At 72.1% G+C, this 12,333-nt stretch carries 14 protein-coding genes; 9 read left to right on the top strand and 5 right to left on the bottom strand.

Going from position 1 to position 12,333, the window contains the following annotated elements; genetic code table 11:
• The first annotated feature begins 118 nt into the window (after positions 1-118).
• Entirely contained in the window at positions 119-1,390 is a 1,272-nt protein-coding gene (larA, locus tag ACFPFQ_RS11545; protein ID WP_379617715.1) for a nickel-dependent lactate racemase, read from the top strand.
• 67 nt (positions 1,391-1,457) lie between these two features.
• On the opposite strand, the gene ACFPFQ_RS11540 is transcribed toward larA, so the two are convergent.
• Positions 1,458-2,618, bottom strand: coding sequence for an alpha-hydroxy-acid oxidizing protein (locus tag ACFPFQ_RS11540; RefSeq protein WP_379617713.1), 1,161 nt, complete (start codon positions 2,616-2,618; stop codon positions 1,458-1,460).
• Positions 2,615-3,574, bottom strand: coding sequence for an alpha/beta hydrolase (locus tag ACFPFQ_RS11535; protein WP_379617711.1), 960 nt, complete (start codon positions 3,572-3,574; stop codon positions 2,615-2,617). Before ACFPFQ_RS11535 ends, ACFPFQ_RS11540 begins: the two co-directional genes overlap by 4 nt.
• Before the next feature lie 94 nt (positions 3,575-3,668).
• Between ACFPFQ_RS11535 and ACFPFQ_RS11530 the strand changes: the two genes are divergently transcribed.
• Together ACFPFQ_RS11530 and ACFPFQ_RS11525 are read left to right on the top strand one after the other, a co-directional pair.
• Positions 3,669-4,691: an enoyl-CoA hydratase/isomerase family protein gene (locus ACFPFQ_RS11530; RefSeq protein ID WP_379617709.1), complete on the top strand. Its 1,023-nt coding sequence runs from the start codon at positions 3,669-3,671 to the stop codon at positions 4,689-4,691.
• A 10-nt stretch (positions 4,692-4,701) separates the two neighbouring features.
• A complete protein-coding gene (locus ACFPFQ_RS11525) occupies positions 4,702-5,310 on the top strand; it encodes a TetR/AcrR family transcriptional regulator (RefSeq protein ID WP_379617708.1) in 609 nt (202 codons plus the stop codon).
• An 81-nt stretch (positions 5,311-5,391) separates the two neighbouring features.
• On the opposite strand, the gene ACFPFQ_RS11520 is transcribed toward ACFPFQ_RS11525, so the two are convergent.
• The gene (locus ACFPFQ_RS11520) at positions 5,392-5,721 is read right to left on the bottom strand and encodes a hypothetical protein (RefSeq protein WP_379617706.1); all 330 of its coding nucleotides are present in this window, start codon (positions 5,719-5,721) and stop codon (positions 5,392-5,394) included.
• Between the two features lie 404 nt (positions 5,722-6,125).
• Between ACFPFQ_RS11520 and paaA the strand changes: the two genes are divergently transcribed.
• From paaA to ACFPFQ_RS11490, 6 genes are all read left to right on the top strand, one after another.
• Complete coding sequence (gene paaA, locus ACFPFQ_RS11515; protein WP_379617704.1) at positions 6,126-7,064, top strand: 1,2-phenylacetyl-CoA epoxidase subunit PaaA; 939 nt, start codon at positions 6,126-6,128, stop codon at positions 7,062-7,064.
• Positions 7,061-7,348: a 1,2-phenylacetyl-CoA epoxidase subunit PaaB gene (gene paaB, locus ACFPFQ_RS11510; protein WP_379617702.1), complete on the top strand. Its 288-nt coding sequence runs from the start codon at positions 7,061-7,063 to the stop codon at positions 7,346-7,348. The genes paaA and paaB overlap by 4 nt, the downstream gene beginning before the upstream one ends.
• Positions 7,345-8,241 carry a 1,2-phenylacetyl-CoA epoxidase subunit PaaC gene (paaC, locus tag ACFPFQ_RS11505; RefSeq protein WP_379617700.1) on the top strand — a complete coding sequence of 299 codons (897 nt, stop codon included), beginning with the start codon at positions 7,345-7,347 and terminating at the stop codon, positions 8,239-8,241. The genes paaB and paaC overlap by 4 nt, the downstream gene beginning before the upstream one ends.
• Positions 8,235-8,726: a 1,2-phenylacetyl-CoA epoxidase subunit PaaD gene (gene paaD / locus ACFPFQ_RS11500; protein WP_379617698.1), complete on the top strand. Its 492-nt coding sequence runs from the start codon at positions 8,235-8,237 to the stop codon at positions 8,724-8,726. The genes paaC and paaD overlap by 7 nt, the downstream gene beginning before the upstream one ends.
• An 82-nt stretch (positions 8,727-8,808) precedes the next feature.
• Entirely contained in the window at positions 8,809-9,885 is a 1,077-nt protein-coding gene (gene paaE, locus ACFPFQ_RS11495; protein ID WP_379617696.1) for a 1,2-phenylacetyl-CoA epoxidase subunit PaaE, read from the top strand.
• A 227-nt stretch (positions 9,886-10,112) separates the two neighbouring features.
• On the top strand, positions 10,113-10,733 hold the full coding sequence (locus ACFPFQ_RS11490; protein WP_379617694.1) for an L-threonylcarbamoyladenylate synthase: 621 nt from the start codon (positions 10,113-10,115) through the stop codon (positions 10,731-10,733).
• Here the strand turns inward: ACFPFQ_RS11490 and ACFPFQ_RS11485 are convergent.
• Both ACFPFQ_RS11485 and ACFPFQ_RS11480 read right to left on the bottom strand, forming a co-directional pair.
• Positions 10,730-11,101, bottom strand: coding sequence for a YchJ family protein (locus ACFPFQ_RS11485; protein ID WP_379617692.1), 372 nt, complete (start codon positions 11,099-11,101; stop codon positions 10,730-10,732). The genes ACFPFQ_RS11490 and ACFPFQ_RS11485 overlap by 4 nt on opposite strands.
• Complete coding sequence (locus ACFPFQ_RS11480; protein WP_379617690.1) at positions 11,091-12,227, bottom strand: serine hydrolase domain-containing protein; 1,137 nt, start codon at positions 12,225-12,227, stop codon at positions 11,091-11,093. The genes ACFPFQ_RS11485 and ACFPFQ_RS11480 overlap by 11 nt, the downstream gene beginning before the upstream one ends.
• Between the last annotated feature and the right edge of the window lie 106 nt (positions 12,228-12,333).

Here is a 12,333-nt window from a genome sequence, read left to right as displayed (position 1 = left end):
CCGTGACTCTCTGACCGAATCTCTCGACCGACCGTTCGTTCGGCCAGACGCTAGCACGCAGAGCCGCGTGCGGACAGGGTCCGATCGGAGCCCGGTCCTTCCCTTCTAGGCTCGACTGATGCGAGTGCAGCTGGCGTACGGCCGATCCGGGTTGGGCCTCGACGTGGACCCGACGGTCACCACCGTCGTCGAGCCCGTCTTCCACGCCGCCGCGCCCGATCCGGCCGCGGTGCTGCGGGCGGCGTTGCGGGAGCCGGTGGCCGGGCCGCCGTTGCGGGAGCGGGTGCGCCCGGGGCAGACCGTCGCCATCTCGGCGTGTGACGGCACCCGGCCCCAGCCCCGGGAGCTGATGATCCCGGCCGTGCTGGCCGAGCTGGACGGCATCGTCGACCTCGACGACGTCGTCGTGCTCGTCGCCACCGGCACCCATCGCGGCAACACCGACGCCGAGCTGCGGCAGATGTTCGGTGACGCGGTCGTGGACACCGTCCGCATCGTCAACCACGATGCGCGGGACCGGGCGTCGCTCGCCTGGGTCGGCACCTTCGGCGACGGTGTGCCGGTGTGGCTCAACCGCGAGTGGGTCGACGCCGACGTGCGCATCACCACCGGGTTCGTCGAGCCGCACTTCTTCGCCGGCTTCTCCGGCGGGCCCAAGCTCGTGGCGCCGGGGCTCGCCGCCCTGGAGACGGTGCTGGTGCTGCACGACGCGGCGCGGATCGGGGACCCGCGGGCCACCTGGGGCGTCATCCACGGCAACCCCGTGCACGACGACGTGCGCGCGATCGCGGCCGCCACCGGCGTCACGTTCGCCCTCGACGTGGTGCTCAACCGCGACCAGGCGATCGTCGCCGCGTTCGGCGGTGACCTGGCGGCGATGCACGAGGCGGCCACCACCCGGTCGCGGGAGATCGCGATGCGGCCCGTCCCGGCGCCGTTCGACGTGGTGGTCACCACCAACTCCGGCTTCCCGCTCGACCAGAACCTCTACCAGGCCGTCAAGGGCCTCTCGGCCGGGTACCAGGTGGTGCGGCCCGGTGGGGTGATCATCTGCGCGGCGGAGTGCCGCGACGGCTTCCCCGACCACGGCTCCTACCGCGAGGTGCTCGCCTCGGCGCCGTCACCGCAGGCACTGCTGGCCGACATCGGCGCCCGCACCACCACGGTGCCCGACCAGTGGCAGGTGCAGGTGCAGGCGCGCATCCAGGCCACGTCGCGGGTCGTGATGCACACCGGGTTCCTCAGCGATGCCGACCTCGCCACCGCGCACCTGGAGCAGACCCACGACATCGGGGCCACCATCGCCGACGCGCTCGCCGCAGCAGGGCCGGACGCACGCCTCTGCGTGCTGCCCGAAGGCCCTCAGACGATCCCCTACCTCACGAGCTGACCGTCGAGAACGACGTTGCCATGATCAACAGGGCCTTTCGATCATGGCAACGTCGTTCTCGACGGGTTCAGGTGGGGAGCAGGGCCTCGGGGGTGAGGTCGCGGTGGGTGCCGTACCCCGAGAGGGCGAGGGTCAGGTCGAGTTCGGCCAGCAGGCAGCGCAGGACGTGGTCGACGCCCGCCTGCCCGGCCAGCGCCAGTCCGTAGAGGAACGGGCGGCCGATCAGCACCGCCTGCGCCCCGAGCGCGAGTGCCTTGAACACGTCGGAGCCGGTGCGGACGCCGGAGTCGAACAGGATCGTGAGCCGGTCGCCGACGGCCTCGGCGATGCCGGGCAGCACGTCCAGCGAGCCCGCTGCCCCGTCGACCTGGCGGCCGCCGTGGTTGCTCACGACGATCCCGTCCATGCCGTGGTCGGCGGCCAGGCGCGCGTCGTCGACGGCGCAGATGCCCTTGAGCACGATCGGCCCGTCCCAGTGCTCACGGAGGAACGGCAGGTCCGCCCAGCTCAGGCCGGGGTTGGGGAACATCTGCGCCCAGTGCAGCGTGGCCGCGCGCGGGTCCTCGTCGACGGGCTTGGCGAGCTTTGCGAGGAACGCCGGGTCGGTGAGGTAGTTGGCGATCCCGACGTTGTGCAGGAACGGCAGGAACCCGCGGTCGAGGTCACGGGGGCGGTAGCCCAGCAGCGTGGTGTCCAGCGTGACGACGAGCGTGGTGTAACCGCCTGCCTTCGCGCGTTCCAGGAAGCTGACGCAGACGTCCGGGTCGGTGGGCCAGTAGAGCTGGTACCACCGTGCGCCGTCCCCGGACGCCTCGGCCACCTGCTCGAACGAGTGCGCCGACTGGGTCGAGTGGACGTAGGTCAGGCCCAGCGCCGCCGCCGCACGCGCGGTGGCGAGCTCGCCGTCGGGGTGCGCGAGGGTCTGGATGCCGACCGGCGCGATCATGACCGGCGCGGGCATCGCCGTGCCGAGGACGGTGGTGGACAGGTCGCGCTGGGCACTGCCGCGCAGCATGCGGGGCACGATGCGCCAGCGGTCGAACGCCGCCCGGTTGGCCGCCGCGGTGGCACCGGAGCCTGCGCTGGGCGTGATGTAGCCCAGTGCCTCCGGCGCGAGCACGGTGGCCGCGGCGTGTTCCAGCGCCGCCAGGTCGGTGGTGATCGCCGGTTTCTGGTCGGCGAACATCCCCTGCAGGTAGATCCCCAGCTGGTGGTCGGCGTAGTTCATCGATCGACGCTCCGGTTGCTCCGGTAGGCGGCCGCCAGCGCCGCGCAGCCCTGCGCGAGGAAGCGCCGGGCCGAGGGCAGGAGCCGGGTGAGGTAGGTGGAGCCGTGGACGTGGCCCGCGTAGCGCGTGACGGTAACCGGCACCCCGGACTGCGCCAACCGGCGCCCGTACGCCTCGCCCTCGTCGCGCAGCGGGTCGAACTCGGCTGTCATGATCAGCGCGGGCGGCAGCCCGGTCAGGTCGGCGGCCAACAGCGGCGACGCGTAGTCCTCGCGGGCCCGGGCCCCGTCGCCCAGGTAGTAGCCGACGCCACGCTCCATGTCGGCGCGGGTCAGCAGGTAGCCCTCGGCGAACTCGGCCATCGACGGCGCGCTCAGCGTCGCGTCGGTCACCGGGACCTCCAGCAGCTGGAACACCAGCGCCGGCCCGCCCCGGTCGCGCGCCATCAGCGTGGTGGCGGCCGCCAGGCTCCCACCCGCTGACGAGCCGCCGATCGAGACCCGGCTCGGGTCGATGCCGAGCTCGGCCGCCGACGCCACGGTCCAGCGCAGTGCGGCGTAGCAGTCCTGCACGGGGACGGGGTAGGGGTGCTCGGGCGCGAGGCGGTAGTCCACCGACACCACCACGCACCCGACCTTGGCGCTGTACCAGCGGCAGAGCGGGTCGTACTGGTCCAGGTCGCCCAGCCAGAACGCCCCGCCGTGGGCGTAGACGTGCGCCGGGAAAGGGCCGGTGCCGCGCGGGGTGTAGACCCGGACGGTGATGGTGCCGCCCGCCACCGGCACCTCGTGGTCCACGACGGATGCGGGCGCCGGCGGGGTGCGCGACAGCCGGTGCACCGTGGCCATGTTGCGCGTGCTCGCCGCGCGCAGCTCGACGTGGGACGCGGCGGGGTCGGGATCGCCCGCTCGCGCGGCCAACCACAACAGGACCCGGACCGCAGGCAGGAGAGGCATCAGCGCCGACCGTAGATCAGCGCGCCCGCGCCCGCCATGACCACGCCGCGCCGGATGCTCGACCGATCGTTCGTTCGGCGGCTAGGGTGGCCGGATGTCCGAGCCAACAGCCGACAGCACCGACGCCGAGCCTACTGCGGCCGAGATTCCTGCCGCCACCGCCGAGACCCCAGCCGATAACGCTGCCGATTCCGCTGCTGCCGATTCCGCTGCTGCCGACACCGCTGTGGTCGCGACGCCCGCGGCCGATGCTCCCGCTGCCGGCCCCGCCCTCGATCCTCCCACCACCGAGATCCCGGCCGCCGAGCTCGCGGCGCTGGCCGACCGTGCGGTCGTGGTGAGCCGCGACGAGGAGGATCCGGCCGTCGCGGTGCTGACGTTCAACCGCCCCGCCCGCTACAACGCGCTCACCACCGAGCTCAAGGACGCGGTGCTCGCGGCCGTGCTGCGGCTCGAGGCCGACGACTCGATCCGCGCGCTGGTGCTCACCGGTGCGGGCAAGGCCTTCTGCGTCGGTCAGGACCTCGGCGAGCACGCCGCGGCGCTCGCCGACGACCCGGCCACGGCCTTCGACACCGTCGAGCGCCACTACAACCCGATCGTGCTCGGGCTGCTGGACCTGCCGTTCCCGGTGATCGCCGCGATCAACGGGCCGTGCGCGGGGGCCGGGCTCGGCTTCGCGCTGGCCTGCGACCTGCGCGTCGCCGCCGCCGGCCTGAAGTTCACCACGGCCTTCACCGGCATCGGGCTCACGGCCGACTCCGGGCTCTCGGCGAGCCTCGCACACGCCGTGGGTGTCTCCCGCGCCACCGAACTGCTGCTGCTCAACGAGACCTTCACCGCCGAGGACGCCGCGAGCTGGGGGCTCGTCAGCTCCGTTGTGCCCGCCGAGGAGGTGCTGCCGGCCGCGCTGGTGCTGGCCAGGCGGCTCGCCGCGGGGCCCACGAAGGCCTACGTCGAGGTGAAGCGGGCGGTCCGCCGCGGCGCGGTGTCGGCGATGCCGGACGTGCTGGCGGCCGAGGGTGCCGCGCAGGCCCGGCTGGCGGCCACGTCCGACCACGTCGACGCGGTCGCCGACTTCCTCGCGAAGCGACGCCCGACGTTCCAGGGCAAGTGAGCGGCAGCCCGTGACCGCGAACGCCGAGGCGGGCAAGCGGGTGCGCCGGCCCACGGGCGGCGCGGGCCCGCTGCTCGAGATCGCGGTGGGGGAGTTCATCACCCGCGGCTACGACGCCACCAGCATGGAGGACCTCTCCCGCGCCGCCGGCATCACGAAGTCGTCGTTCTACCACCACTTCACGGGCAAGGAGGCGCTGCTGCGGGCAGCGCTGGAGCGAGCGCTCAACGGCCTGTTCGTGCTGCTGGCCGAACCCGGTGCGCAGGAGGGGACGCCCACGCAGCGCCTGCGCCACATCGTGGTCGGGCAGATCCGGTTGCTGGTGGCCGAGCTGCCCTACGTCACGCTGCTGCTGCGGGTGCGGGGCAACACCGAGACCGAGCGGTGGGCGCTGGAGCAGCGCCGCGCGTTCGACGCGCAGATCGCCGCGCTGGTGCGGGCTGCCGTCGACGCGGGGGAGATCCGGGCGGGTGTGGAGCCGGCACTGGCCGCCCGGCTGCTGTCCGGGCTGGTGAACTCGGTGGTCGAGTGGTATCGCCCCGGCCGGCCGGGTGCTGCGGAGCTGCCGGAGGACGTGGCGCACGCGGTCTTCCAGGGGATCCTGCCCGCGGCGAGTTGATCGGTCCCGCCGAGGCGGGCCGTGCGACGTTGCACGGGCCCACCTCGACGGGTCTGGTCCCGATCAGGGAGTGAGGCCCGATCAGGGAGTGAGGACTGCCTGGGCGCACGCGGCGTCCGCCTTGACGGCGCCCGCCGGGTCGGACAGCGTGCCGGTGAGGGCAGCAGCCGGGTTGGCAACGGCCCCCTGCGCGCTCTCGATCAGGCAGGTCGGGTCGGCGTTGGCCGTGCCCGTCCCGATCGCGATGAGCGCAGCGCCGGCGACGCCGGCCAGTACAGCGCCGACGATCTTCTTCTTCATTTCCTGTCTCCCTTGCTCGACATGGACGTCGAGAAGAATGGTTTCCGGGGCGCGTCCCGACAACCCATCCGCGCCGACCCTTTCGGTTGCAACGTGATCACTCATTGTCACGATATCGAGGTTACGGAATCATTTCGGGGGAAATGGGTGATGTGATATGGGCCGCGTTACGCCTCGGTAACCAGCAGGAATCCGTCCGCTTACGCGGGCATGGGAATGGGTGAACCGGGTGGTCGGATCGGGGCGTCCTCCTGGCCGAATGGATAGGAAGCTCCGGAAAATGCGCCGAAATCCTGCGAAGACCGCTCCGGAAGGCTCGTGACGGGGTGTCGCGAAATGTGGCGGTCGGCGACGGCGGCGGCGTGCAGTGCCGCCGGGCGCGGCGGCGCGCCGACGGGCGGGCCCCCTGTCGCCTTGCGCGGGAGTGCGCAGTGGGGCACGATGAGCCCAACACGCGGCCGAACGAACATTCGGTAGGAGGTCTGGTGGACGGCTCCGCAGTAGACGAGCTCGAGGTGAGTGCGCTCGAGTCCCGGTTCGACGAGACGATCGCGGCCGATCAACGGATCGAGCCGCGCGACTGGATGCCGGAGGCGTACCGCAAGACGCTGATCCGCCAGATCGCCCAGCACGCGCACTCCGAGATCATCGGGATGCAGCCGGAGGGCAACTGGATCCTGCGGGCGCCCTCGCTGCGCCGCAAGGCGATCCTGCTGGCCAAGGTGCAGGACGAGGCCGGGCACGGCATGTACCTCTATGCCGCCGCCGAGACGCTCGGCGTCGACCGCGCGGAGCTCACCGAGATGCTGATCGAGGGCCGGCAGCGCTACTCGTCGATCTTCAACTACCCGACGCTGTCCTACGCCGACATCGGCGTCATCGGCTGGCTCGTCGACGGTGCCGCCATCTGCAACCAGGTGCCGCTGTGTCGCTGCTCCTACGGCCCCTACGCCCGCGCGATGATCCGGGTCTGCAAGGAGGAGTCGTTCCACCAGCGGCAGGGCTTCGAGCTGCTGCTGGCGATGGTCAACGGCACGGCCGCCCAGCGCGAGATGGTGCAGGAGTCCACGAACCGCTGGTGGTGGCCGTCGCTGATGATGTTCGGCCCGCCTGATGGCGACTCGCCCAACACGCAGCAGTCGATGAAGTGGAACATCAAGCGCCACACCAACGACGAGCTGCGCCAGCGCTTCGTCGACATGACGGTCCCCCAGGCGGCCGCGCTGGGGATCACGCTGCCCGATCCGGGGCTCGTGTGGAACGACGAGCGCAAGGCGCACGACTACACCGAGCCCGACTGGTCGGAGTTCAAGGCGGTGCTCTCAGGTTCGGGCCCGTGCAACGCCCAGCGCGTCGAGCACCGCAAGCGCGCCCACGACCGGGGCGCCTGGGTCCGGGAAGCCGCCACCGCTTATGCCCAGAAGCAGGCCGCACGACGGGAGAGCGCAGCATGAGCCGCCGGGACTGGCCCCTCTACGAGGTGTTCGTGCGCGGCAAGCGCGGCCTCAACCACGTGCACGTCGGCTCCCTGCATGCCGCCGACGACGAGATGGCGCTGCGCAACGCCCGCGACGTCTACACGCGCCGCAACGAGGGCGTCAGCATCTGGGTGGTGCGCGCCGACGCCATCACCGCGTCGAGCCCCGCGGAGAAGGACCCGTTCTTCGCTCCCGCGGGCGACAAGGTCTACCGGCACCCGACGTTCTACGTCATTCCCGAGGAGGTGCCGCACCTGTGAGCGCCGAGGACAATGTCTACGACTCGCTCACCGAGGAGCACGGTGCGGACGCCAGCTGGGCGTACGGGCAGGGCGCGTTCGGTACGGGCATCGAGCACGTGCAGGAGGAGATCAGCGCGGCGGTGCCCGACGGCGTCGACGCCACCGACCTCGCGCAGTACTGCCTCATGCTCGGCGACGACGCGCTGATCTGCGGCCACCGCCTCTCGGAGTGGGTGAGCAACGCCCCGGAGCTCGAGGAGGAGATGGCGCTCGCCAACACCGCGCTGGACCTGATCGGGCAAGCGCGGGTGCTGCTGGCCAGGGCCGCGCACCTCGGGGCCGGCAGCGACGAGGACGAGCTCGCCTACCAGCGCACGGACGCGCAGTTCCGCAACGTGGCACTGGCCGAGCTGGGCGACGACCTCGACTTCGCACGCGCCATCGCCCGGCTGCTCGTGTTCTCGACGTGGCGACTGGCGCTGCTGGCGCGGCTGCTCGACTCGCGCGACCCGGTGATCGCCGCCGTCGCCGGCAAGGGCGTCAAGGAGCTGACCTACCACCGCGACCACGCCGTCCAGTGGACGCTGCGCCTGGGCGACGGCACCGCCGAGTCGCACGAGAAGATGCAGGCCGCACTGATCGGCATCTGGCCCTACGTCGACGAGCTGTTCCGCACGTCCGAGATCGAGCAGCGGCTGGTGGCCGCGGGTGTCGCGGTCGACCCGGCGCAGCTGCGCGACGAGGTCGACGCGGTGCTCGACCAGGTGCTGGCCGCCGCCACCCTGGAGCGTCCGCAGATCCCGGGGATCGCCGGGCCCGGCGGTCGGCAGGGCCGTCACACCGAGAAGCTCGGGCACGTGCTCGCGGAGATGCAGAGCCTGGCCCGCCAGCACCCCGGGGCGACGTGGTGACCGCGCGCACGATCGTGGCCGAGGTGCTCGACCCGGAGATGCCGATGCTCACGCTCGACGACCTCGGCGTGATCCGTGGAGTCGAGGAGGAGGGTGACGGGGTCACCGTCACGATCACGCCGACGTACTCGGGGTGCCCGGCCATCGAGATCATGCGCGACGACCTGCGCGCGCGGCTCGCGGCGGCCGGTTACGCCCGCATCGAGGTGCGCACCGTCCTGTCACCGCCGTGGAGCACCGACTGGATCTCCGACGACGGCCGTCGCAAGCTCGCCGAGTACGGCGTCGCCCCGCCCGGCGCGGTCGCCCCGCGCCCGGCCGGACCGGTGGCGCTCGTGCTGCGACCGCCGTCGGCCGTGGTGCGCTGCCCGCGCTGCGGATCGCCTGCCACCGACGAGCTCTCCCGCTTCGGCCCCACGGCCTGCACCGCGTTGCGGCGGTGCACGGCGTGCCGGGAGCCGTTCCAGCACATGAAGGAGTTGTAGCGCCCGTGAGCATCGCAGCGAGCGTCAGCGAGTGAGGAGCGGAGCGGGTGTGGAAACGACCATTGAAGATGGAGTTGTAGCCGTGACGCTCGCCGCGCCCACTCGCACCGGCTTCCACACCCTGCGCGTCGGTGGCGTCGAACGACTCTGCGACGACGCCGTGGCCGTCACCTTCGAGGTGCCCGACGACCTGCGGGCGGAGTTCGCGTTCCGCCCCGGCCAGTACCTGACGCTGCGCACGACCGTCGAGGGCGTCGAGGAGCGCCGCTCCTACTCGATCTGCGCCGCCGCCGGGTCCGCCCCGCGGGTGGGCGTGCGCCGGGTTGCGGGCGGGCTGTTCTCGGAGTGGCTCGTCGACCGGCTGGCGGCGGGCGACGAGATCGAGGTGGCGCCCCCGTCCGGGTCGTTCACGCCCGAGATCGCCGCCGGCAGCCGCCACGGCCTGATCGCGGCGGGGTCCGGCATCACGCCGGTGCTCTCGATCGCGGCGAGCGTGCTCGAGGCGCACCCCGACACCGAGGTGGTGCTGCTCTACGGCAACCGGCGCACCGACACGGTGATGTTCACCGAGGAGCTCGCCGATCTCAAGAACACCCACGGTCCGCGCCTGCAGCTCATCCACGTGCTCTCGCGGGAGCCGATGGCCGCCGACATCTTCTCCGGTCGGCTCGACGCCGATCGGCTGCGGCTGATCCTGACGGCGCTCGTCGACGTCTCCGGCACCGACCAGTGGTGGCTGTGCGGCCCGCTCGGCATGACCACCGACGCGCAGTCGGTGCTGGTCGAGCTGGGCGTGGCGAAGGCGCAGGTGCACCGCGAGCTGTTCTACGTCGACGAGCCGCCGCCGGAGCTCGTCCGCGCCGACGAGGTGATCGACGGCGAGACCAGCGACGTCACGGTCATCCTCGACGGCCGTACCACCACGCTCACGCTGCCGCGGGGGGAGTCGATCCTCGACGCCGCGCAGAAGGTGCGCGGTGACCTCCCGTTCGCGTGCAAGGGCGGCGTCTGCGGGACGTGTCGGGCGCGCGTCACCGACGGGGAGGTGGTGATGCGCCGCAACTTCGCACTGGAGGACGACGAGCTGGCAGCGGGCTTCGTGCTCACCTGCCAGTCGCGGCCCACCACGGATCTGGTGACCGTCGACTACGACAGCTGATCACGTGCGGTACTGGTCACGCAGGAATGTCCGCACCTCGGCGATGTAGTCCTGCGGCCGTGTGACCAGCAGCGAGTGGCCGCCGTCCGGGAAGATCCGCACCTGCGCGTCGGGATGCAGGTCGAGGAGTCGCTCGCTCCTCGATCCCGGTCATGAGGCGACCCTAACCTCGGGCCGTCCGGGGCGGGACGCTGGCGCTGTGGCGGCAACTCCCTAAGCTCGTGCCCATGGCCCGGTACTTCGATGTGCATCCCGTCGATCCGCAACGGCGCGCGATCGGGCAGGTCGTGGACGTCCTCAAGGGCGGCGGCCTGATCGCGTACCCCACCGACTCCTGCTTCGCGCTGGGCTGCCAGCTCGGCAACCGGGAGGGGCTGGAGCGCATCCGCGAGATCCGCCACCTCGACGACAGCCACCACTTCACGCTGATGTGCCGCGACTTCGCCCAGCTCGGGCAGTTCGTGCAGATCAGCAATGCGATGTTCCGGCTGGTCAAGGCGTCGACCCCGGGGAGCTACACGTTCATACTGCCGGCCACCAAGGAGGTGCCGCGCCGGCTGATGCACGCCAAGAAGAAGACGGTGGGCGTGCGCATCCCCGATCACGTCGTGACGCAGACGCTGCTCACGGAGCTGGGGGAGCCGATCCTGTCGAGCACCCTGCTGCTGCCTGATCAGGAGGAGCCGCTCACCCAGGGCTGGGAGATCAAGGAGCGGCTCGACCACGTCGTCGACGCCGTCATCGACTCCGGCGACTGCGGCACCGAGCCCACCACGGTGATCGACCTGTCCGGCGAAGAGCCCGAGATCATCCGCGTCGGCGCAGGCGACCCCGCCCGCTTCGCCTAGGTGGGGCCGACGTAGAGCCAGCGGCCCCCGTCCTTGCGGAAGCGGCTGTTCTCCTCGACGACGCCGCCGTCGTAGTGGGCGCGGAACTCCACCGTGCCCTCGACATCGAGCAGGCCGCCCCCGGTGCGGTCGAGGATCTCCAGGCCCGTCCAGCGGTCGGCGGGGTCGATGCCGGTGCGGCGCGGGCGGGTGGTGGGGTCCCAGGTCAGGCGCAGGTAGGCCGCGTCGCCCACGGCGAACGCGGTGTAGCGCGAGCGCATCAGCAGCTCCGCGGTGGGCGCGGCGTCGCCCGCGTGGAACCGGCCGCAGCAGGCGCCGTAGGGCTGGGGCAGCCCGCACGGGCAACCGGCACGCGGCTCAGTGGGCAAGTGCGTCTCCTGCCCCGTCGCGGAAGTCCTGGAACATCGGACGCACCGCGTCGCCCGCCGACTGCTGCGTGAGCAGGATCGCGGTCGAGCGCTGCGCGCTGTCGTTGAACCAGACGGTGCCGGTGATGCCGTCCCAGCCGTAGCGCGTCGCGGAGCCGCCACCACCCACCGCCATCCCGAGACCCCAACCGCGATCGCGCAGCATCGGGTCGCGCTGGGCCGGTGTCAGGTGGTCGGTGGTCATCAGCGCCAGCGTCGCGGGCGACACGAGCGGGTCGGGTCCGCGCAGCATCCGGGCGAAGGCCAGGTAGTCGTCGATCGTCGAGACGAGGCCGCCGCTCGCCGACGGGAACAGCGGCTCGTGGCTCCATGCCCCGTCGACGGGGTCGGCGACGCGCTGCTCGCCGGTGGCCTCGTCGACGGCGTAGCAGGGCAGGAACCGGTGCCGCTGGTCAGCGGGCACCGAGAACCCGGTGTCGACCATGCCGAGCGGGTCGAAGATCCGCTGGGCCAGCAGCGTCGCGAGCGGACCTCCCGTGGCCCGCGCCAGCAGCACGCTCAGCACGTCGAAACCGACGTCGTAGGACCAGCGCTCGCCGGGCTGGGCCTGCAGCGGCAGCGTGCCGAGCCGGCGCAGCCACTCGTCGGGGCCGAACCGGCGCGTGTTCAGCGCGTCGCCCGCCAGCCCCTGCTCGCGCGCGGCCAGGTCGAGCGGCGTGCTGTCACCCCGGGCGCCGTAGCCCCAGCGGAAGGTCAGCAGGTCTGCCAGCGTGATCGGCCGCAGCGCCGCCACCGTGTCGTCGAGCGGGCCGGCCGCGCGGCGCAGCACCCGCCGGTCGGCGAGCTCGGGCAGCAGGTCGTCGACGGGCGCGTCGAGGGCGAGGAGGCCCTCCTCCACGAGGATCATCGTGGCCACCGCCGCGACCGGCTTCGTCATCGAGGCGATGCGGAAGATCGTGCCCCGCCGCACCGGTTCGGCGCCCTCGAGCGTGGTGGAGCCGATGACGTCCACGTGCTGCTCGTCGCCGCGTTCCAGGGCCATGACCAGCCCGGGTGGGCGCCCGGTGGCGATGTGCGCCGCCATCGTGTCGTGCAGCTCTGCCGCTCCCGCGGCGAGATCAACCATGCCCCGACCCTAACCGCGGCCCACCGCATCCGGCCGCCGGTGTCGCGGAGCCGCGTTGCCCGTAAACTGGGACTTTCCCGAGTCGCGAGTGGTCAAGTCGAAAGTG

Source organism: Pseudonocardia sp. GCM10023141, from assembly GCF_042653605.1.
The sequence above is the reverse complement of the archived record's forward strand: the minus strand, read 5'-3'. Positions and strand labels throughout refer to the sequence as shown.